Annotated in this window: 13 protein-coding genes; 10 read left to right on the forward strand and 3 right to left on the reverse strand. The window is 74.6% G+C overall.

All coding sequences use genetic code 11. From position 1 onward, the window contains the following. Positions 1–121 precede the first annotated feature (121 nt). Positions 122–2,836, reverse strand: a complete 2,715-nt coding sequence (locus tag ACFUK0_RS33895; protein WP_380256711.1) for a flippase-like domain-containing protein — start codon at positions 2,834–2,836, stop codon at positions 122–124. 135 nt (positions 2,837–2,971) lie between these two features. On the opposite strand from ACFUK0_RS33895, the gene ACFUK0_RS33900 reads away from it, so the two are divergent. From ACFUK0_RS33900 to ACFUK0_RS33915, 4 genes are all read left to right on the forward strand, one after another. Next, positions 2,972–3,364, forward strand: coding sequence for an MGMT family protein (locus tag ACFUK0_RS33900; RefSeq protein WP_380256713.1), 393 nt, complete (start codon positions 2,972–2,974; stop codon positions 3,362–3,364). 240 nt (positions 3,365–3,604) lie between these two features. Then, complete coding sequence (locus ACFUK0_RS33905) at positions 3,605–6,940, forward strand: ATP-dependent helicase (protein WP_380256715.1); 3,336 nt, start codon at positions 3,605–3,607, stop codon at positions 6,938–6,940. Positions 6,941–6,985: 45 nt separating this feature from the next. Then, on the forward strand, positions 6,986–10,219 hold the full coding sequence (locus ACFUK0_RS33910; RefSeq protein WP_380256717.1) for a UvrD-helicase domain-containing protein: 3,234 nt from the start codon (positions 6,986–6,988) through the stop codon (positions 10,217–10,219). 301 nt (positions 10,220–10,520) lie between these two features. Further along, complete coding sequence (locus ACFUK0_RS33915; RefSeq protein WP_380256719.1) at positions 10,521–11,600, forward strand: PP2C family protein-serine/threonine phosphatase; 1,080 nt, start codon at positions 10,521–10,523, stop codon at positions 11,598–11,600. 24 nt (positions 11,601–11,624) lie between these two features. Here ACFUK0_RS33915 and ACFUK0_RS33920 read toward each other — a convergent pair whose 3' ends face one another. Beyond that, a complete protein-coding gene (locus ACFUK0_RS33920; RefSeq protein ID WP_380256721.1) occupies positions 11,625–12,596 on the reverse strand; it encodes an endonuclease/exonuclease/phosphatase family protein in 972 nt (323 codons plus the stop codon). 166 nt (positions 12,597–12,762) lie between these two features. Here ACFUK0_RS33920 and ACFUK0_RS33925 point away from each other — a divergent pair, with 166 nt between their 5' ends. From ACFUK0_RS33925 to nudC, 5 genes are all read left to right on the forward strand, one after another. After that, positions 12,763–13,401: a PadR family transcriptional regulator gene (locus ACFUK0_RS33925; protein WP_380256723.1), complete on the forward strand. Its 639-nt coding sequence runs from the start codon at positions 12,763–12,765 to the stop codon at positions 13,399–13,401. Between the two features lie 54 nt (positions 13,402–13,455). Beyond that, on the forward strand, positions 13,456–14,232 hold the full coding sequence (locus ACFUK0_RS33930; protein WP_380256725.1) for an ABC transporter ATP-binding protein: 777 nt from the start codon (positions 13,456–13,458) through the stop codon (positions 14,230–14,232). After that, positions 14,229–17,249: an FtsX-like permease family protein gene (locus ACFUK0_RS33935; RefSeq protein ID WP_380256727.1), complete on the forward strand. Its 3,021-nt coding sequence runs from the start codon at positions 14,229–14,231 to the stop codon at positions 17,247–17,249. Before ACFUK0_RS33930 ends, ACFUK0_RS33935 begins: the two co-directional genes overlap by 4 nt. A 132-nt stretch (positions 17,250–17,381) precedes the next feature. Further along, positions 17,382–18,794 carry a M20/M25/M40 family metallo-hydrolase gene (locus ACFUK0_RS33940; protein WP_380256729.1) on the forward strand — a complete coding sequence of 471 codons (1,413 nt, stop codon included), beginning with the start codon at positions 17,382–17,384 and terminating at the stop codon, positions 18,792–18,794. A 46-nt stretch (positions 18,795–18,840) separates the two neighbouring features. Next, positions 18,841–19,773, forward strand: coding sequence for an NAD(+) diphosphatase (gene nudC, locus ACFUK0_RS33945; protein WP_380256731.1), 933 nt, complete (start codon positions 18,841–18,843; stop codon positions 19,771–19,773). A 99-nt stretch (positions 19,774–19,872) separates the two neighbouring features. On the opposite strand, the gene ACFUK0_RS33950 is transcribed toward nudC, so the two are convergent. After that, entirely contained in the window at positions 19,873–20,235 is a 363-nt protein-coding gene (locus tag ACFUK0_RS33950; protein WP_380256733.1) for an ATP-binding protein, read from the reverse strand. 499 nt (positions 20,236–20,734) lie between these two features. Here ACFUK0_RS33950 and ACFUK0_RS33955 point away from each other — a divergent pair, with 499 nt between their 5' ends. Continuing rightward, complete coding sequence (locus ACFUK0_RS33955) at positions 20,735–21,574, forward strand: GntR family transcriptional regulator (RefSeq protein ID WP_380256735.1); 840 nt, start codon at positions 20,735–20,737, stop codon at positions 21,572–21,574. Positions 21,575–21,599: the final 25 nt, after the last annotated feature.

Here is a 21,599-nt window from a genome sequence, read left to right on the forward strand (position 1 = left end):
GGCGGCATCCTCGGCTGGATCAGCCAGATCGAGCCGCACACGCCGGCGTACTCGGCCTGAACCGCGCGGGGCCGCCGACCACCTGAGTGGTCGGCGGCCCCTTCCGCGTCCGCGCCCTCGGCTACAGGGCGCCCTTGCGCTGCAGTACGTTGTAGGCGATCCAGCCCGGCGCCACCGGCAGCCAGAAGGTCAGCGCCCGGTAGAGGAAGACCGCGGGCGTGGCCACCGCCGGCGGCACGCCCGCCACCGTCAGCGCGGCGACGAGTGCGAACTCGACCGGGCCGATGCCGCCCGGGGTCGGGATCGCCGAGCCGGCCGCGTTGGCCGTCAGGAACACCACCGCCACCGCCGAGAAGCTGATCGACCCGCCGAAGGCCTGCACCGAGGCGTCCAGGCAGGCGGTGAAGCTCATGGTCAGCAGCAGGATGCCGCCGAAGCCGGTGAGCAGCTTGGTCGGCGTCTGCATCAGGTCGAGCATGCGCGGTACGACGCCGAAGAACAGCGAGCGCACCCGGGTCACCACGAACCGCCGCAGCGGGCCGACGGCGGCGACCACCAGGGCCAGCACGGCGGCCGTCAGCACGCCGATGATCACCGCGCGGGACGCGCTGAGGTCGCCGTTGGTCTGGCTGCCGGTGATCAGGCCGAAGCTGAACAGCAGCAGCAGGTGCCCGGCGAGGCCGGCCAGCTGCGAGGCGCCGACGCTCGCCACCGCCTGGCCCGGCCGGATGCCGGCCTTCTGCAGGTAGCGGGTGTTCAGGGCGATGCCGCCGATCGCGGCGGGCGCCACCAGCTTCACGAACGACCCGGCGACCTGCGCCGCGATGGTCCGCCGGAAAGGCAGCCGCTCGGGCACGAAGCCGGTCAGGCTCATCGAGGCCGCGACGTAGCTGAACGCGGCCGCGACCAGGGCCGCCGCCGCCCACGCCCAGTTCATCTGGGAGAGCTTGAGCTGGGCGGGCTTGATGGTGGTCAGCGCGAGGTAGGCGGCGAAGGTGAGCGCGATGACCATGATCAGGGTCTTCGGCTTCAGCCGCTCCAGCCGGGCGGGCTCCAGCGGCGCCTCGGGGGCGATCTGCAGGATCTGCCCGCGGATCCGGCTGAGCAGGTCCTCGCCCGCGACCGCGATGTCCTCCTCGGCCTGCTGCTGGGTGCGCTCGCCGGCCGCGACCTGTTCCAGGGCGCGGGCCTGGGCCGCGGCCTTGCGCTCCTTGGACAGCCGCTTGAGGTCGATCCTGGTGGAGCGGCTCATGCCGACCGGCTGGAGCAGCGGCAGCGCCGCCGCGACCCGCTCGGGGCCGAGCACGCTGTTGGCGATGCTCACCGCCCGTTCCGGGCCGATCCGCAGGGCGAAGGTGGTGACCAGCTGGGCGACGTCGATGCGCAGCGTCAGGTCGCTCGCCGCGATGTCGCCGCCGGAGAGGTTGACCAGGCAGGCCGTCCTGTCGTCGATGACCAGCAGCGACTCGCCGGTGAGCCGGCGGTGCGCGATCCGGCGCTCGTGCAGGGCGGCGACCGACTCCCACAGGACGGCCATCACCTGGTCGGTGACCTCCTCGTCCGCCAGGTCGTCCAGCGGCCGGCCCTCGACGTTCTCGTAGACCAGGATCGCGGCGTCGGGGCCCAGCTCGGAGGTCGCCACCAGCTGGGGCGCGCGGGCACCGGAGGCGGCGGCCGCGTACGCGATCAGCGCCTCCTGCTCCAGGGCCTGGCGCAGGGACTGCGGGCTGCGCCGGACGGCCACCGAGCGCAGCCGCAGCCGCCGCCAGGCCCGGTAGAAGAAGCCCGAGGCCTGCTGCTCGCGGTCGACGATGTGGACGTCCAGCGGCGGACCGCTCTGCTGGGCGACGTAGTAGCGGCGGGTGCCGCCGGGGGCGTCGGGCGCGCGGTGGGCACTGGCCGGGCTGAAGCCGACCTTGCGCAGGCCGATCATCAGGTGCTGCCCGGTGGGCCGGATGTTCGGCGAGCCGATCGCGTAGAGCGTGCCGTACGCGACCGACCAGCCGAGCAGGACGGTCAGCAGCAGGGACAGCGGGGTGGTGTAGCCGCTGATCAGCTCGGTGGCGCCGCTGAGGATCACCACCACCCACAGGGCCACCCGCCAGCGTGGCCGGCTCGACATGCCGACCGCCGTCATATAGGCGATGACGGGCGCCAGGTAGCCGTGCACGGGGTCGGTGAGCGCGCCGTTGCTCTCCGTCGGCAGCCGGGTCAGCGCGTCCCGGATGGGCTCCGAGGCGCCCTCGGCGACCCACCAGTCGATGCCGAGCGAGACGCCGTACGAGAGCACCGAGGCGAGCACGCCGTCGGCGACCCGCAGGCCGTCGCGTTTGATCAGGCGCTCCACCGCGAAGGCGAGCGGCACGGCGAGGACGGCGATGCTGGAGACCAGCCCGGCGATGGTGGACAGGACGGGGGAGATCCGTTTGGCGTTGGCCGAGATGTCGACCTCGATGCCGCTGGTGGTCGACGTCGCGACGCTCGCCAGGACGAACAGCGCGACGATCCCCAGCACCCCGGCCAGGAAGCGGATCAGGTCGGACGGGCGGTGCGCGCGGGCGGCGAGCAGCGGCTCGTCGACGTCCAGGTGCGGGGTGTCGTCCAAGGGGTCGGGCAGCGGGTCGGGCAGCGGGACCGGGCCGGGCAGCTCGATCGTCGGCGGCGGGGTGTCCGGGCCGGGTGCGGCGTCCTCATCCGGGGCGGCGGGGGTCTTGAACGTCGGGCCCTTGATCAGGGACACTTCCGGCGTGACCGGCGCATCGCCGGGACCTGCGGACATGTCGGCAGAGGACTCGTCCGAGTCCTCGTCCACGCCCACGTCTGCCGTCCCGGTCATCTGGTCTTGTCCTCGTATCACCACTCACCGCCCCGGAAGATGGTGGCATGCCGCGCCCTTCCGTGCTGGACAGGGGGCGCATCGGGCGCGCCGGATCCCTCCCACGGGGCTCCCGAATCGTCCGGATGGGGAAGAATGCCCCAGGTGACGGACGGTGGGAACGACAGTGTGAACGACGGCGGCGACGGCGCACTTCCCGTATTCGCCGAGCAGGTGCTCGATCTCGCCGAACGCATCCCGCCGGGCCGTGTCATGACCTACGGGGACGTCGCCGAGTACCTCGGTGAGGGCGGTCCCCGGCAGGTCGGCCGGGTGATGGCGCTGTACGGCGGCGCGGTGCCGTGGTGGCGGGTGATCCGCGCGGACGGCGCCCTGCTGCCCGGCAGTGAGCAGCGGGCGCTGGCCCACTACCGCGACGAGGGGACGCCGCTGCGGACCCCCCGCGGCCGCGGCCCCGCCCGCGGCTCGCAGGCGGCGGAGGACCTGCCCCGGGTGGATCTGCCGCTGGCCCGCTGGGACGGGCGGTAGCGCCCGCGCGGGCATTCCTGTGACAAGCGGGCATTCCTGTGACAAGCAGGCATTTCTGTGACAAGGCGCACGCCCCGCGAAGCGCGCCCCCGACCCCGGCGAACCGGGTGCACGGTCGGGGATGACGGAGGAGGATCGTACGCTCGATACGGACGGGCCCCGGCGGGCCCGTCCACTGCTGCCCGCCGGCCTGCCGGAGCGAGCACGCAAGCCGCCCGAAGCGATACCCCCAGGACGTTCGTGACCTCCCCCTTCCGTTTGGTGCGCAGCCCGCTCGCGCAGCCCGCCCCGCCCGTGCTGGACCCGTACCAGCAGGCCGTGGCCGAGCACGCCGGCGGCCCGCTGCTGGTGCTCGCCGGGCCGGGCACGGGCAAGACCACCACGCTGGTCGAGGCGGTCACCCGGCGGATCGCGCAGGGCACCGACCCCGAGCGGATCCTGGTGCTGACCTTCAGCCGCAAGGCCGCGATGGAGCTGCGCGACCGGATGACCGCCCGGGTCGGCACCACCGGGGCCGCGCCGCAGGCGACCACCTTCCACTCCTTCTGCTACGCCCTGCTCCGCGCCCACCAGGACCCGGAGGCCTACGCCGAGCCGCTGCGGCTGCTCTCCGGCCCCGAGCAGGACGTGATGGTCCGCGAGCTGCTGGCCGGCGACGCGGAGGACGCCCGGCTCGGCGCCGGCCGGATCAGCTGGCCGCTCGACCTGCGGGCCTGCCTGACCACCCGCGGGTTCGCCGACGAAGTCCGCGCGGTGCTCGCCCGCAGCCGCGAGCTCGGCCTCGGCGAGGCCGAGCTGCGGCGCTTCGCCGAAGGCGTGCAGCGCCCCGACTGGGCCGCGGCCGCGCACTTCCTCGCCGACTACCTGGACGTCCTCGACCTGCGCGGCGTCCTCGACTACGCGGAGCTGGTGCACCGCGCGGTGCTGCTCGCCGAGCGCCCCGAGGTGGGCCAGGCGCTGCGCCGGCGCTACGAGGTGGTGTTCGTCGACGAGTACCAGGACACCGACCCGTCCCAGGTCCGACTCCTGAAGCAGCTCGCCGGCGGCGGCCGCGACCTGGTCGCGGTCGGCGACCCGGACCAGTCGATCTACGCCTTCCGCGGCGCCGACATCAACGGCATCCTCGACTTCCCGCAGGCCTTCCCGAAGGCCGACGGCAGCCCCGCCGACGTCAAGGTGCTGCGGGTCTCCCGGCGCTCCGGCGCCGTCCTGCTCGCCGCCTCCCGCGAGCTGGCCCGCCGGATGCCGATGGGCCGGCTGCCCGCCGACAAGCTCGCCCAGCACCGCGCCCTGCTGCCCTCCCGCGAGGGCGGCCGGGTCGAGGTCTACACCTACCCGACCCCCGGCACCGAGCTGGACAGCGTCGCCGACCTGCTGCGCCGCGCCCACCTGGAGGACGGCGTGCCGTGGGGCGAGATGGCCGTCCTGGTCCGGGCCGGCGGCCGGTCCATCCCCGGCGTGCGGCGCGCCCTCGGCTCGGCCGGCGTACCGCTGGAGATCGACGGCGACGACCTGCCGCTGCGCGAGGAGCCGGCCGTCGTGCCGCTGCTGCTCGCCCTGCGGGTCTGCGCCGAGCAGGCCGCCCTGGACCGCCCGGCCGCCGCCCGCGCCGACGACGCGCCCGAGCCGGCCGGCCCGCTCACCGCCGAACTGGCCCACACCCTGCTCACCGGCCCGCTCGGCGGCATGGACGGCTCCGACCTGCGCCGGCTCGGCCGCGCCCTGCGCGAGGAGGAACGCCAGGCCCTGCGCCGCGCGGAGGCCGGGGCCGCCGCCGTCCGCCCCGCGGAGGAGCTGATCCGCGAGGCCCTCGCCGAGCCCGAACGCCTGGTCGCGATGGACCCGTCCTACGCCCGCCGGGCCCGCGACCTGGGCACCCTGCTGCGCAAGGTCCGCGAGCTGCTGGCCGGCGGCGGCACCGCCGAGGAGGCGCTCTGGGCGCTCTGGGACGGCAGCCGGCGCTGGCGGGAGCGGCTGGAGCGCTCCGCCCTGCGCGGCGGCGCCGGCGGACGCAACGCCGACCGCGACCTGGACGCGCTGTGCGCCCTGTTCGAGACGGCCGCCCGGGCCGAGGAGCAGGTCACCGGCCACCGCAGCGCCCTCGACCTGCTGGCCGAGCTGGAGGCGCAGGACATCGCCGCCGACACCCTCACCGTCCGGGCCGTGCGCCCCGACGCCGTCCGCCTGATGACCGCGCACCGCTCCAAGGGCCTGGAGTGGCGGGTGGTCGTGGTGGCCGGTGTCCAGGACGGCCTCTGGCCCGACCTGCGCCGCCGCGGCTCACTGCTCGAAGCCGACCGGATCGGCCGGGACGGCCTCGCCGAGCCGCTCTCCCCGGCGGCCCTGCTCGGCGAGGAGCGCCGGCTCTTCTACGTCGCCGCGACCCGGGCGAAGGAGCGGCTGATCGTCACCGCCGTCAAGGCACCCGCCGAGGACGGCGACGAGCCGTCCCGCTTCCTGCGCGAGCTGTACCGCGAGGAGCTCGACCCGCGGACGGGCAGGGTGCTGCGCCGCACCCCGCAGGTCCTGGTCGAGGACGTCACCCACCGCCCGCGCCGCCCGCTGTCGGTGACCGCGCTGGTCGCCGACCTGCGCGCCGTCACCGTCGACCCGCACCGCTCGCCCGAGCTGCGCCGGGCCGCCGCCGAGCGCCTCGCGCGGCTGGCAGAGGCGGCCGACGAGGACGGCGTCCCGCTGGTGCCGCTCGCGCACCCGGACCGCTGGTGGGGCCTGGACGACGCGACGGCCGCCCCGGACCCGCTGCGCCGGCCGGACGTGCCCGTCCGGCTCTCCGGCAGCGGCCTGGAGCAGCTGGAGAACTGCTCGCTCCAGTGGTTCCTGGACAAGGAGGTGAAGGCGCGCACCACCAGCTCCGCCGCCCAGGGCTTCGGCAACGTGGTGCACGCCCTCACCGACGAGGTCGGCTCCGGCCGCACGCCCGCCGACCTCGCCGTCCTGATGGAGCGCCTCGACACCGTCTGGGACGCGCTCGCCTTCGACGCCCCGTGGAAGTCCCACCAGGAGAAGACCGAGGCCCGCGCGGCCCTGGAGCGGTTCCTGAACTGGCACGTCCTGGAGCGCGGGCGCAGCACCGTCGCCACCGAGCACGGCTTCGACGTCACCCTGGACGTCGGCGGGGTCTCGGTCCAGATCCGCGGCTCGATGGACCGGGTGGAGAAGGACGCCGCCGGACGCGCGTACGTCGTCGACTTCAAGACCGGCAAGCAGATACCGAGCGAGAAGTCGCTGCCCGAGCACAAGCAGCTCGCCGTCTACCAGCTCGCGGTCCGGGCCGGCGCCCTCAACGAGCTGCCCGGCTTCGAGGACGGCACCCCGCCGGCCGGCGGCGCCGAACTGGTGCACCTGCGGGAGGCCGGCAAGATCCTGCCGGACGGCCCCAAGGTGCAGCAGCAGGCCCCCCCGGAGGGCGAGCCCTGGGTGGAGAACCTGCTCGCCGACGCCGCCGGCCGCGTCCTCGCCGAGCGCTTCGTGCCCGCCGCCGGCGCCGGCTGCGACCGCTGCTCGTTCCGCCGCAGCTGCTCCGCCCAGCGCGACGGCGCCCAGCTGATCGAATAGCGGCGCCGGTCCGGGGCTGTCCCCCGAGCCGGTTAGCGTGGGGGGGTGAACGCCGTGCTCGACCACCCCGACCAGCTCAAGGAGCTGCTCGGCATCCCCTTCAACCCGGAGCAGATGCGGGCCATCGGCGCCCCGCTGGAGCCGGCCGTGATCGTGGCCGGCGCCGGCTCCGGCAAGACCACCGTGATGGCGGCCCGGGTGGTCTGGCTGGTCGGCTCCGGAGCCGTCCGCCCGGAGGAGGTGCTCGGCCTCACCTTCACCAACAAGGCGGCGGGCGAGTTGTCCGAGCGGGTCCGGACGGCGCTCTACAGCGCGCGCATCCTCGACCCGGACGACGGCGGCCTGCCCGGCCAGGAGGCGCTGGGGCTGCCCGAGATCTCCACGTACCACGCCTTCGCCGGCCGGCTGCTCAAGGAGCACGGCCTGCGGATCGGCATCGAGCCGGACGTCCGGCTGCTCGCCGACGCCACCCGGTTCCAGCTCGCCGCCAAGGTGCTCCGCTCCGAGCGCGGGCCCTTCCCCTCGCTCACCGGCACCTTCTCCGCGCTCGTCGCCGACCTGATCGCGCTGGACGGCGAACTCGCCGAGCACCTCGCCGAGCCCGCCACCCTGCGCGCGTACGACGCTGAGCTGCTCGACACCCTGGCCGGGGTGAAGCTGACCAACGACGACCTGCGGGCCGTCCCGGTCGCCGCCCGGGCCCGGCAGGAGCTGCTGCGCCTGGTGGAGGAGTACCGGCGCCGCAAACAGGCCGCCGGGCTGATGGACTTCGGCGATCAGATCGCCGCCGCCGCCCGGCTCGCCCAGCAGCGGCCCGAGGTCGGCGAGATCCTGCGCGGGCAGTTCCGGGTGGTCCTGCTGGACGAGTACCAGGACACCTCGGTCGCCCAGCGCCTGATGCTGGCCGGACTCTTCGGCCGCGGGCCGGCCGGCGCCGGGGCCCGCGGCGGGCACCCGGTCACCGCCGTCGGCGACCCCTGCCAGGCGATCTACGGCTGGCGCGGCGCCTCCGTCGCCAACCTGGACGACTTCCCCGAGCACTTCCCCAAGCGCGGCGGCGCGCCCGCCGAGCGGTACTCGCTCAGCGAGAACCGCCGCAGCGGCGGCCGGCTGCTCGCCTTCGCCAACGAGCTGGCCGCGCCGCTGCGCGCGATGCACGCGGGCGTCGAGGCGCTGCGCCCCGCCCCCGGCGCCGAGCTGGACGGCTTCGTCCGGGCGGCGCTGCTGCCCACCCACGCCGAGGAGATCGGCTGGCTGGCCGACTCGATCGCCCACCTGGTGCGCACCGGCACCGCGCCCGGCCGGATCGCGGTGCTCTGCCGGGGCGGCGCCGCGTTCCCCGACATCCACGCCGCGCTGGTCGCCCGGGAGGTCCCGGTGGAGGTGGTCGGCCTCGGCGGGCTGCTCCAACTGCCCGAGGTCGCCGACCTGGTGGCCGTCTGCGAGGTGCTCCAGGACCCGACCGCCAACGCCGCGCTCGTCCGGCTGCTGATCGGCCCGCGCTGGCGGATCGGCCCGCGCGACCTGGCACTGCTCGGCCGCCGCGCCGCCGACCTGGTCCGCACCGGCCGCCCGGACGGTGCGGACCCGCTGGCCGCCGCCGTCGCCGACACCGACCCGACCGAGGTGGTCTCGCTCGCCGACGCCCTGGAGACCTTCCTCGACGCCGAGCAGCCGGACGAACTGGCCTTCTCGCCGGAGGCCCGGGTCCGCTTCGCCCGCCTGGCCCGGGAGGTCCGCGAGCTGCGCCGCTCCCTGGCCGACCCCCTGATGGACGTCCTGCACCGGGTGCTGACCGTCACCGGCCTGGAGGTGGAGCTCGCCGCCTCCCCGCTCGCGCTCGCGGCCCGGCGCCGCGAGACCCTGCACGCCTTCCTGGACGTCGCGGCCGGCTTCGCCGACCTGGACGGGGACCCGGGGCTGTCCGCCTTCCTCGGCTTCCTGCGCGCCGCCCAGGAGTACGAGCGGGGCCTGGACAGCAGCCTGCCCGGCGGCGAGGACACCGTGAAGGTGCTCACCGCGCACAAGTCCAAGGGCCTGGAGTGGGACGTCGTCGCGGTGCCCGGCCTGGTCCGGGGCAGCTTCCCGTCCTCGACCGCCCGCGAGCGCTGGACGAGCACCAAGAAGGTGCTGCCGCACGCGTTGCGCGGCGACGCCGCCACCCTGCCCGACATCCACGGCGAGTGGTCGGCCAAGGGCATGGCGGCGTTCAAGAAGGAGATGACCGTGCACTCGGGGACGGAGGAACTGCGCCTGGGCTACGTCGCGTTCACCCGCCCGCGCAGCCTGCTGCTGGCCTCCGGCCACTGGTGGGGGCCGAGCCAGAAGAAGCAGCGCGGCCCGTCCGACTTCCTGCTGGCGCTGCGCGGGCACTGCGAGCTGCCCGGCAACGGCGAGATCGAGCACTGGGCCGAGCAGCCGCTCAAGGACGCCGAGAACCCGGCGCTGACCGCCTCGCTGGAGCTGCCCTGGCCGCTGCCGCTGGACCCGGACGCGCAGCACGCCCGGCGCCGCGTCGCCGACGTGGTGCGCCGGCGCCTGGCCGGGCAGCCCGCGGCGGAGCCGGAGCGGATGGCGCCCGAGGACCAGCGCCGCACCGACTCCTGGGACCGCGACCTGGACGCCCTGCTCGGCGAGCTGGAGCGCTCCCGCCGCAGCGTCCGCGAGGTGCCGCTGCCCGCCGCCCTGTCGGCGACCCAGCTGATGCGCCTGGCCGCCGACCCGGACGGCTTCGCCCGCGACCTGGCCCGTCCGATGCCCCGCCCGCCGCAGCCGGCCGCCCGCCGGGGCACCCGCTTCCACGCCTGGGTGCAGGCCAGGATCGAGCCGCTGCTGCTGATCGAGCCCGGCGCGCTGCCGGGGACGGACGACGACGGCATCGAGGACGAGCGCGACCTCGAACTGCTCAAGGAGGCCTTCCTGCGCACCCCGTACGCGCGCCGGGCCCCGCACCGGGTCGAGGCGCCGTTCCAGCTGCTGCTGGCGGGCCGGGTGGTGCGCGGCCGGATCGACGCGGTCTACCGGTCGGGTGACGGTGAGTCAGGAGAGGCGGGAGCGTCACGCTACGAAGTGGTGGACTGGAAGACCAACCGGGAGGAGACCGCCGACCCGCTCCAGCTGGCGGTCTACCGGTTGGCCTGGGCCGAACAGGCGGGGGTGCCGCTGGAGCAGGTCACGGCTTCCTTCCTGTACGTCCGCAGCGGCCGGATCGAACAACCGGCACGACTTCCTGACCGAAATGAGTTGGAACGGCTTCTGATCGGGAACAGTGAAGAATGAGTCACAGAGAGCGTCCAAGGTGTCACGCGACCGCACGAAACCTGTGCTCCATGCACGTTTCGCGCCTATTGTGGGGTCGGTAACCGGTCACCCCGTACTCCGGCCACCAGCAAGGCCCCCTCGTTCCTAACCCTCAGTCATCACCGCCGTTGTCCCCGGACACCGGCACCTTCTGCTGGAGAGACCGAAGTTGAGCGCGACCGGATGGATCAGAGAACGCTTCACGGGGCCGGGCCCCGGGGGCGCTCCGGGCGGGACCGGCACTTGGCCGAGGACAGCGCTCGCGCTGCCCTTCATCGGCATGGCCCTGGTGGTCGCCCTGAACTACTTCTCCGACACCGAGGTGACGGTCGAACCGGCCCTCACCGCCGTCCCCGCGCTGGCCGCCGTGGTCAGCCGCCGCACCTGGTACCCGCTGCTCATCGGTCTGTGCACCGAGGCGGCGGCCTTCCTGATGGCCTTCTACAGCGACTCGCTCGGCGAGTCCGTGCACAGCGCCACCGTCTTCGCGGTCGTCCTGGTCGCCGCCATCGGCTGGGTCAGCACCACCCTGCGGCTGCGTCAGGAGAAGGCCCTCGCCGACGCCCAGCTGGTCGCCGAGGTCGCCCGCCGGGTCCTGCTGCGCGCCGTCCCCGACCGGGTCGGCAGCGTCCGTGCGGCCGTGCACTACGCCGCCGCCGCCGCCCAGGCCCGGATCGGCGGGGACCTCTACGAGGTGGTCAACACCCGCCACGGCGTCCGGGCGGTGGTCGGTGACGTCCGCGGCAAGGGGCTGAACGCCGTCGAGACGGCCGCCGCCGTGCTCGGCGCCTTCCGCGAGGCGGCCCACCAGGAGGCCGCGCTGGACCGGGTGGCCGGCTGGCTCGCCGTCAGCCTCGACCGGGCGCTCAACGACAACGACCACCCGGGCGTGGAGGAGGAGTTCGTCACCCTCGTCCTGATCGGCGTCCGCCCGGACGGCACCGCCGAGATCGTCAACTGCGGCCACCCCGCGCCGCTGCTGCTGCGCGACGGCGAGGCCGTCCGGGCCCTGGAACTGGACGAGACCGTCCCGCCGCTCGGCGTCCTCGACCCGGCGGACGTCTGCCCGCCGGTCCAGCAGGTGCCGCTGCGGCCTGGCGACCGGGTGCTGCTCTTCACCGACGGCGTGATCGAGGCCCGGGACCGCGCCGGCGTCTTCTACCCGCTCGCCGACCGGCTGCCGGCCCGCGCCCTGGGGAACCCGGCCGAGGTGCTCCGCAACGTCCACGAGGACGTGGTGCGGCACGTCGGCCGGCAGCTCGGGGACGACGCGGCGATGCTGCTGCTCCAGTACGAGCCGGTCGTCACCGTCCCCGGCCTGCCGCACCAGAACGGCCACCTGACGCGCCGCCCGGCCTGACCCGGGGCCGGCGCCGGCCGGGCGTCAGAGTCCGACCTCCACCACCAGCGGCCGGTGGTCCGACACCCCGGTGCGCGGCGCGTACGCCGCCCCGACGGCGCCGCGCGGCACCCCGACCGCCAGCACGTGGTCGAACTGCACCGCGGGCCGGTGCGAGGGGTACGTCGGGGTCTTCGCCAGGTCGTGCCAGCCCTGCAGCCGTGCCCTCGGCTCCCGGACCCGGCGGCGGCGCGGCTCCGCCAGCGCGGCCCGGGCGTGCCGGGCGGCCCGCAGCTCGCGCACCCGGCGCCGGGGCGCCGAGCGCTCCAGCGCGGTCGCGCCGCCGAGCACGGTGCGCGGCACCGCACCGATCAGGTTGAAGTCGCCCAGCACCAGGTACGGCTGCGGCAGGTCGGCGATCCAGCGGCGGATGCCGGCCAGCTGCGCCACGTTCCAGCCCGGCACGAAGGACAGGTGCGCCGCCACCACGGTGAACGGCCCGTGCTCGCCCTCCAGCACGGCGGCCACCGCCGCCCGCGGCTCGTCCGGCACGGGCGTCAGGCCGCGCCGGCCGGCCACCCGCAGCGGCAGCCCGAACGGCGCCGGGGCGAACCGCCGGGCCCGCCAGTGCTGGACGGGCAGCCGGGTGAGCAGCGCCGTGCCGTACGAGGGGAGGTCGGTGGCGGTGCCGATCTCGGCCGGGCCGTAGACCTGCAGACCGGGTGCCGAGGGGTCGGGGATCCAGCCGGCGACCGGGGCCGGGCGGCCGTGCAGGGCCGCGGCGAACCGCCAGTCGGCGGCCCCCATCGCCTTGGCGGCGACGGCGGCCTGGTCGGTCAGGCCGGAGCGCTCCTGGTGGCGGTCCACCTCCTGGATGGCCAGCACGTCGGCGTCCAGGGACGCGATGGCCTCGGCGAGCGGATCGCCGGCCTCCCCGGGGCGGTCCAGCGGGCTGCCGTCGGCGGCCAGCGGCTGACCGTGCAACAGATTGAAGGTGGCGATGCGCAACTGGCTCACAGCACCTGACGCTACCCGGTCGGCGGGCCGGGCCGGGAATCGATGGAGTCCGGTCGGCGGGCCGGGCCGGGAATCGGCCGGAGGCCGGGGCCGGCGAAGGCCGGGCGGGGAACCGGCCGGGGGCGAGGCTTGAGCGGGAGAGGCATACCGGGTATACATACTCGGTATGTCCATCCGTCACGGTCTGCTCGCCCTGCTCGACCAGGGCCCGCGCTACGGCTATCAGCTGCGCACCGAGTTCGAGGCACGCACCGGTTCGACCTGGCCGCTGAACGTCGGCCAGGTCTACACCACCCTGGGCCGCCTGGAGCGCGACGGCCTCGTGGTGTCCGCCGGTGAGGACGAGGAGGGCCACCAGTTCTACGCCGTCACCGAAGAGGGACGCACGGAACTGCGGCTCTGGTTCGACACTCCCGTGCCGAGGACGAACCCGCCCCGGGACGAACTGGCGATCAAGCTCGCGATGGCGGTGACCGTCCCCGGCGTGGACGTCCCCGCCGTCGTCCAGGCCCAGCGCCGGCACAGCATCAAGGCACTCCAGGACTACACCCGCCTCAAGGGCCGCGCCCTCGCCGGCGAGCGCGCCCCCGGCGCGCAGCCGTCCGACGGGTCCGACCTCGCCTGGCTGCTCGTCCTCGACCAGCTGATCTTCCAGACCGAGGCCGAGGTCCGCTGGCTCGACCACTGCGAGACCCGCCTCGCCCAGCACGCCGAGGCCCGCGCCGCGCGGCCCGCCGAGAACGCGGGCCCCGGACCGGCTCCGGCCCCGGCCGCCCGCTCCGTGCGCCGCGGCCTGCGCGCCTGACCCGTCCTCGGGACCACCCGCTTCAACCCAGAGTCCAGACCAGCAGGGGGAACAGTGACCGACACCGATCCGACCACGACCACGACGGGAGCGGTGCTGCACCTGGAGGCCGTGACCCGGGTGCACGGGCAGGGGGCTTCCGAGGTGCATGCCCTGCGTGGGGTGGACCTGGTGGTGCATCCGGGGGAGTTCGTCGCGGTGATGGGGCCGTCGGGCTCGGGCAAGTCGACTCTGCTGACGCTGGCGGGCGGTCTGGACAGTCCGAGTGGGGGGCGGGTGCTGGTGGAGGGGGTCGCGCTCGGCGGCCTGGGCCGCAAGCGGCTGGCCGAGGTGCGGCGTCGTTCGATCGGGTACGTCTTCCAGGACTACAACCTGATTCCGGCGTTGACGGCTGCGGAGAACATCTCGTTGCCGCGGGAGCTGGACGGTGTGTCGGGGCGGGCGGCTCGTCGTGAGGCGCTGGCGGCGCTCGCGGAGCTGGGGATCGAGGAGTTGGCGGACCGGTTCCCGGACGACATGTCGGGTGGGCAGCAGCAGCGGGTGGCGATCGCCCGGGCGTTGATCGGTGACCGGCGTCTGGTGCTGGCGGACGAGCCGACGGGGGCGTTGGACTCGACGACCGGTGAGTCGGTGCTGGCGGTGCTGCGGGCCCGTTGCGATGCCGGGGCCGCCGCCATGATGGTCACCCACGAGGCCCGGCACGCGGCCTGGGCCGACCGCGTGGTCTTCCTGCGCGACGGCCGGATGGTCGACGAGAGCGTCAGCCAGGACGCCGCCAGCCTGCTGGTCTCCGCCGCCACCAACAGCCTGAAGGGTCCGGTGGCGCAGTGAAGCTCAGTGCCTGGCGGGTCGCCCTGCGGATCGCCCGCCGCGACGCCCTGCGCGCCAAGGGCCGCAGCGCCCTCGTCGTCGCGATGGTCGCGCTGCCCGTCCTCGGCGTCGCCGGGGCCGACGTCGTCTACCGCAGTGCCGAGCTCGACCCCGGCGAGCGGGTCGTCCGTGCCATCGGCCGGGCGGACGCCGAGATCCGCGTCGACGGGCGCGGCATGACGGTGCTGCAGGCCCCCGACCCGGACGACGGGACGTCCAGCCGCCCGGCGGAGCGGGGCACGGCCCTGACCCCCGAGCAGCAGCAGAGCCTGGACACCCCGCCCGCCGCCCTGGCCGCCCGGCTGCTGCCGGCCGGCAGCGTCCTGGTGCCGGTCAGCTACGGGCCGTACGTCTCCACCAGCAGCGCCGAAGGCCTGATCAGGGTGTCGACCAGCGAAGCCGACCTGGCCGACCCGGTCTGGCGCGGCCAGACCGACGTGATCGAGGGCCGGGCACCGAGCGCCGGGCACGAGATCGCCGCGACCCGGGCCTTCCTGGACGAATCCGGGCTCCGGCTCGGCGGCACCACCACCTTCACCGGCCTCGAAGGCAAGCCCTACACGATCACCGCCGTCGTGGAGTTCCCCGACGGGCTGGGGAACAGCCAGCTGATCGGGCGCCCCGGCGATCTGATTCCCGCACTGAAGTCCGTCCCCGGCAGCCGGCAGAGCAAGGGCTCCGGGGACGACGAGGACAGCGTCTGGCGGGTCAAGCTCCCGGCGGGGGCCGCGCTCGACTGGGACAAGGTGAAGGAGCTGAACAAGTACGGCTTCGCGGTCACCTCGCGCGCGGTGCTGCTCGACCCGCCGCCCCGCTCCGTGGTGCCCTACTTCACCGACCGGGACACCCGGGGCGGGGGCCCGGGAAACTACCTCGACAGCACCGCCGTCGTCATCGTGGCGACCGTCGCCGGCATGGCCCTGCTGGAGATCGTGCTGCTCGCGGGCCCCGCCTTCGCCGTCGGGGCGAGGCGCTCCCGGCGGCAGCTGGGCCTGCTCGCTGCCGGTGGCGGTGACCGCGCGCACGTGCGCTCGGTCGTCCTCGGCGGCGGCGTCGTGCTCGGCGTCACCGGCGCGGCCGTCGGCGTGGTGGGCGCGATCGCCCTGGTCGCCCTGCTCCGCGGCCAGGCCGAGCACGTGGCCGGCCGGCGCTTCGGCCACTTCGACCTGCAGCCGCTGGACCTGCTCGGGGTGATGGGGATCGGCCTGGTCACCGGGCTGCTCGCGGCCGTCGTCCCGGCCGTCCAGGCCTCCCGGCAGGACGTCGTCGCGGCGCTCACCGGCCGCGGCTCGCTCAAGCCCGCGAGCAAGAAGCTGGCCGCCCTCGGCGTGCTGATGCTGGCCGGCGGCGCCGCGCTCGCCCTGCTCGGCTCCACCAGCGGATTCGGCAACCGCAGCGCGGCCGTCCTCGGCGGATCGATGATCGCCGAGCTGGGCATGGTCGCGCTCTCCCCGATCCTGGTGGGCCTCTTCGGCCGGCTCGGCCGCTGGCTGCCGCTCGGGCCCAGGCTCGCGCTGCGCGACTCGGTACGCCACCGCGGCCGCACCGCGCCGGCCGTGGCCGCCGTGATGGCGGCGGTGGCGGGCTCCGTCGCCGTCGGCGTCTACACCGCCAGCAGCGACGAGCAGAACCGCCGGGCGTACGTGGCCGGCGCCCCGAGCGGCGCCGTCACCCTGCAGTCCGGCTGGGGGGCCTCGGCCGACGGCAGGCAGCTGCCGCAGCTGCGCAGCACCGTGGAGCGCAACCTGGCGGACCTCGGCCCGCGCGGCGACGTCTCCAGCATCGGCTTCATGGGTGACTGCTACACCGCCCCCGGCCCCTGCGGCCACGTCGAGGCGTCCATCCCGAAGGAGCGCCGCTGCCCGGGCGACGACCCGGACAACGAGGGGAAGATCAGCTCGGAGGAGCGCCGCCGGCTCAGCCGGGAGGACGAGCGCTGCCGGCGCACGGGCGCCGGCGGCTACGGCCCCTTCGGCACCGTCGCGGGCGGCGACGCCACCGTGCTGCGCAACCTGGTCGGCGTGCAGGACAAGGCGGCGGAGGAGGCGCTGGCGGCGGGCAAGGCGGTGGTCTTCGACCCGCTGTACGTCAAGGACGGCAAGGTCACCTTCGACCTGTACGAGCCGATGGTGTTCGACGGGGCGGACGGTACGCCTTCGCCCTCGTCCGCACCTTCGACCTCGTCCGAGGCCTCAGCCGTTGCGTCCGCCGCTCCTTCCGCCTCGGCCTCCGCGTCCGCCGCGGCCGGGGTGCCGGCCAAGGGCGGTGACGGGGGAGGAGCCCCCGCCGCCGGCGACGGGACGATGACCGCGAATCCCGTCCAGGTCATCCACCACGTCAGCCTGGACGCCGTGCTGGCCACCTCGCCCGTCCCGGGCACCCGCGTCCTCCTCGCCCCGGCCACCGCCGTCGCGCTCGGCCTCACCGCCTCGGAGCGCGGGTCGGTCTGGCTGCCGGCCGGAACGCCGGGCAGCTCGGCCGTGCAGAAGGCGACCGCGGCCCTCCAGAAGGTCAGCGACGGCGTGCAACTGGAGGTCGAGCGCGGCTACCAGTCCAGGACCGACCTGGTCAGCCTCGCCCTCACCGGCTTCGCCGCCCTCGTCGCCCTCGGTGCGGCCGGTATCGCCACCGGCCTGGCGGCGGCCGACTCGCAGCGCGACCTGACCACCCTCGCGGCGGTCGGGGCGGCCCCGGGGATCCGCCGGACGCTCTCGGGCTTCCAGTGCGGTGTGATCGCCGCGATGGGCGCGGTGCTCGGGACGATCTGCGGGGTGGTGCCCGCGGTGGCGCTGCGCAAGGTCGAGGGGGTGGCGGTGCAGTACGCCGGAATGGGTCCGGAGGAGGCCGTCGACCGGACGGTCGTGGTCTTCCCGTGGCTGACCATGGGCATCACGCTGGTCGTCCTGCCGCTGGTCGCGGTGGCGCTGGCGACACTGCTCACCCGCTCCAGGATCGCCCTGCTGCGCACCTCCGGCTGAGCCCCGCCCAGCCGTCGTCACCCCCGGCCGCCGCCTCCGGCGCCCGGGGGTGACGCAGGTTACAGGCCCTGCGGCGCCCAGTGATCGGATGGCCGGAGCGAGCACCCGCACGGGCGAACTAAAGTCGTCCGTATGACGAGAACTCCGGACAGCGTCGTCCGTACCTTCATCGACCAGCACGAGAGCGCCTTCCTCGCGGAGCTCTCCGACTGGCTCGCCATCCCGTCCGTCTCGGCCGACCCGGCCCTCGCGGGCGAGGTCCGCAGGTCTGCGGAGTGGCTGGCCGCGAAGCTGCGCGAGACCGGCTTCCCGGTCGTGGAGATCTGGGAGACCGACGGCCTGCCCGCGGTGTTCGCCGAGTGGCCGTCCGGGGACTCGTCCGCGCCCACCGCGCTCGTCTACGGCCACCACGACGTCCAGCCTGCGCAGCTGTCGGACGGCTGGGCCACCGAGCCCTTCACCCCCACGGTGGTTGGCCGGCAGCTGTTCGCCCGCGGCGCGGCCGACGACAAGGGCCAGGTGTTCTTCCACACCCTCGGCCTGCGGGCCCACCTGGCCGCGACCGGGCGCACCGCCCCGGCCGTCAACCTCAAGCTGCTGATCGAGGGCGAGGAGGAGTCCGGTTCGCCGCACTTCGCCGACCTGGTGCGGCGGGAGGCCGGCCGGCTGGCCGCCGACGCGGTGTTCATCTCGGACACCGGGATGTGGTCCGAGGACACCCCCACGGTCTGCACCGGTATGCGCGGCCTGACGGACGCCCAGATCGACCTGTTCGGCCCGGACGCCGACATCCACTCCGGCTCCTTCGGCGGCGCCGTCCCGAACCCCGCGTCGGTCGCCGCCGCACTCGCGGCGGCCCTGCACGACGAAGGGCGCCGGGTCGACATCCCCGGCTTCTACGACGGCGTCGTCGAGCTGACCGACCACGAGCGCGAGCTGTTCGCCGAGCTGCCCTTCGACGAGGAGCAGTGGCTGCGGGTCGCCAAGTCGCACGGGACGCAGGGCGAGGCCGGCTACAGCACCCTGGAGCGGATCTGGGCCCGGCCGACCGCCGAGGTCAACGGCATCTGGGGCGGCTACACCGGCCCGGGCGGCAAGACCATCGTGCCGGCCTCGGCGCACCTCAAGCTGTCTTTCCGGCTGGTCGCCGGCCAGGAGGTGGAGAAGGTCCGGGAGGCCGTCCGCGAGTGGGTCGCGGCCAGGGTGCCGGAGGGCGTCCGGTACGAGCTGGTCTTCCCCGGCGCGACCCGGCCCTGTCTGACCCCGCTGGACCACCCGGCGCTGCAGTCCACCGTCCGGGCGATGGGGCGGGCCTTCGAGCAGAAGATCCTCTTCACCCGCGAGGGCGGTTCCGGCCCGGCCGCCGACCTGCAGGACGTGCTCGGCGCGCCCGTCCTGTTCCTGGGCATCTCGGTGCCCTCGGACGGCTGGCACTCGGTCAACGAGAAGGTCGAGCTGGACCTGCTGCGCAAGGGTGTGGAGGCCGCCGCCTACCTGTGGGGCGACCTGGCGGAGAACTGGCGGCCGGGCGGCGAGAGCGAGTGACGGACCAGACGACTCTTCACATGGGGATGGAACAGAAGTGAGCACCGTGCCTGAGACCGAACGTCCGAAGGCCCTCGCACTGGCCCGGGCCGGCGTCGACCGCGCCGCGCAGTACCGCCACGACGAGCCCTGGCTGGCCGCCGCCTGGAGCCACCCGGCGACCAAGGTGCTGCCGATCGCCGGCGGCGAGGCCTTCGTGGTGGACACCGAGCAGGGCACCGAACTGGTGCTGCTGCCCTCGTTCGAGGCGCCGCAGACCGGCGACCGCTTCTTCCTCGGCACCGACGACGACGGTGTCTCCTACTTCGCGCTGGCCGGCGAGACCCTGCCGGGGCGCCTCGACGGCGACGCCCGCCCCGCCGGGCTGCGCGAGGTCGGCGCGATGCTGTCCGACCGCGACTCCGGGCTGCTGGTGCACGCGGTGGCCCTGGAGCACTGGCACCGGCTGCACAGCTTCTGCTCGCGCTGCGGGCACCCGACCGAGAAGGCGGGCGCCGGGCACATCCGCCGGTGCACCTCCTGCGCGGCCGAGCACTACCCCCGGACCGACCCGGCGGTGATCATGATGATCACCGACGAGCAGGACCGCTGCCTGCTGGGCCGCCAGGCGATCTGGCCCGAGGGCCGCTGGTCGACGCTGGCCGGCTTCGTCGAGCCGGGCGAGTCGATCGAGCAGGCCGTCGCCCGCGAGGTCTTCGAGGAGGCCGGCGTCCGGGTCGCCGAGGTCAGCTACGTGGCGAGCCAGCCGTGGCCGTTCCCGAGCAGCCTGATGCTGGGCTTCACGGGCAAGGCCGACCCGGCCGGCACCGCGATCACGGTGGACGGCGAGGAACTGGCCGAGGCGCGCTGGTTCTCCCGCGAGGAACTGAAGGCCGGAATGGCCGCCGGGGAGATCCTGCCCCCGTCGGGAATCTCGATCGCCCGTCATCTGGTCGAACTCTGGTACGGAGAGCCGCTGCCGTCCGCGGCGCGTTGGTAGGTCCGCTCCTCCACTGCTTTCCCGCCCGCTCATTAAAGGGGCGTGTGATTCACGAAAGGGGCGTGCGGCTATTGCCGTGCGCCCCTTTTCGTTTGTTCCTCAGAGTGGCAGATCCAGTCGGCAGCTCACGGTCTTGCCCGTCAGCCTGGTCGTCACGGTCCACTGCTCGCACAGTGCCGTGACGATCGCCAGGCCGCGCCCGTTCGAGTCGTCGTCGGCCGCGTCGCGGGCCGTCGGCAGGCCGGCGCCGAAGTCCGCGACCGAGATGTGCAGGGCGCTGCCGGTGAGCGCGAGGTTCACCGAGACGGCGCCCCGGCCGTACCGGACGGCGTTGGTCACCAGCTCCGACACCAGCAGCTCGGCGCTGTCCGCCAGGTCCGAGGCACCCCAGGAGGCCAGTGCCGTACGGGTCATCCGGCGGGATCTGCCCACATTGCGCTCCAGCGGCGGGAAGGTCGACATCGCCGACCAGGCTCCCCGGTCCGCGGACGCGAGGGCCCGGCCGGGCCGGCGGGCGGCGCCCGAGGAGTCGGTGTGCCGATTCCCGGGCGGTCCTGCGTCGGTCGGGTGCACATCGCTCTGCCGAGCGTCACTCGGGTGCACCGTGGTCGGGTGCGCCGTTGTCGGGCGCGCATCGGATCGGCGCGCATCGGTCTGGCGCGCACTGCTGGTCACGGGCATGGCTCCGCCCCCGGGGGTGTACGTGGATGTACCGGTGTGTACGTGGATGGTGCAGCCGGCGGTTCCCTGTCGGCCGGTCGGCCTGCTGGTTCGCCTGGGGTGTTCGTCTACGGTGTTCGTCCGCTGGGTCCGCCTGCTCGGGAATACGATGCCGATTATGGCGACAGGCTGCCCGCTGACGGCAATCGACCGGGCGGGATCAATCCCGGAATCCCCAATCCTGGCCAATGTTGGCGGGTTTGGCTGAAATGGCGCAAGCCGAATCGCTACATTCACTCGGGTGACAATCCCCCGGGGCAGTGCCCAATCCCCCAAGTACCAGAGGCTCGCGGCAGATCTTCGCCGCCGGATCACGGCCGGCGAGTTCACCGTCGACGACCCGCTGCCGGTCGAAGGCGTGCTGGAGAAGCAGTACGGGGTGGCCCGCAACACCGTCCGGCTCGCCGTCGACGTGCTGGTCAACGAGGGGCGGCTGGTCCGGCTGCAGGGGAAGGGCACCTATCTGCGCGAGCATCCCGTCCTGGACCACCGGGTCTCCGGGCCCGGTCTGCTGCCGGACCAGCGGGACTGCCTGGCGGCCCCGACCGAGGTCTACACGAAAGAGGCGGGGCAGGCGGGCCGCGAATTGACGGCCGACTTCGAGATGCTGGTCGTCCGGGCCCGGGTGGACATCGCCGAGCGGCTCGGCCTGCGGCCCGGCGAGGCGATCGTCGTGCGCCGCCAGCTGCGCCTGATGGACCGCGAGCCGTACTCGATCGAGGAGAGCCACTACCGGGCGGGGCTGGCGGCCGGCACCCCGCTGATGGAGCCGGACCAGGTCGACGGCGGCGACGAGGCGGTGCTCGCCGCCCTCGGCCGGACCGAGATCGGCGCGGTGGACCACCTGGTGTCACGGATGCCGGGGCCCGAGGAGGCGCAGTGGTTCCAGGGCGGTCCGGGTGTGCCGCTGCTGGTGCAGACCCGGGTCACCTACGACGGGCGCGGGCCGGTCCGGGTGATCGAGACCCGCTACTCGGCGGACCGCTGCCGGCTGCTCTACGGCGTCGGCGACCTGGGCGCGCGCACGGCGCTCCCGGCGCCCGCCACGCCGGTCGACGGCGCCCGCGTGGACGCGCCGTGACGGCTGCGGGCCCCGGTCCGAAGAC

This window comes from Kitasatospora sp. NPDC057223, assembly GCF_042669755.1.
Classification (GTDB): Bacteria; Actinomycetota; Actinomycetes; order Streptomycetales; family Streptomycetaceae; genus Kitasatospora.

Excerpts from the sequence above, each read along its gene's own strand:
- ACFUK0_RS33895 (WP_380256711.1), bottom strand. The coding sequence starts at position 2,836 with ATGACCGGGACGGCAGACGTGGGCGTGGACGAGGACTCGGACGAGTCC.
- ACFUK0_RS33900 (WP_380256713.1), top strand. The coding sequence starts at position 2,972 with ATGCCCCAGGTGACGGACGGTGGGAACGACAGTGTGAACGACGGCGGC.
- ACFUK0_RS33915 (WP_380256719.1), top strand. The coding sequence starts at position 10,521 with ATGGCCCTGGTGGTCGCCCTGAACTACTTCTCCGACACCGAGGTGACG.
- ACFUK0_RS33925 (WP_380256723.1), top strand. The coding sequence starts at position 12,763 with ATGTCCATCCGTCACGGTCTGCTCGCCCTGCTCGACCAGGGCCCGCGC.
- ACFUK0_RS33940 (WP_380256729.1), top strand. The coding sequence starts at position 17,382 with ATGACGAGAACTCCGGACAGCGTCGTCCGTACCTTCATCGACCAGCAC.
- ACFUK0_RS33950 (WP_380256733.1), bottom strand. The coding sequence starts at position 20,235 with ATGTCGACCTTCCCGCCGCTGGAGCGCAATGTGGGCAGATCCCGCCGG.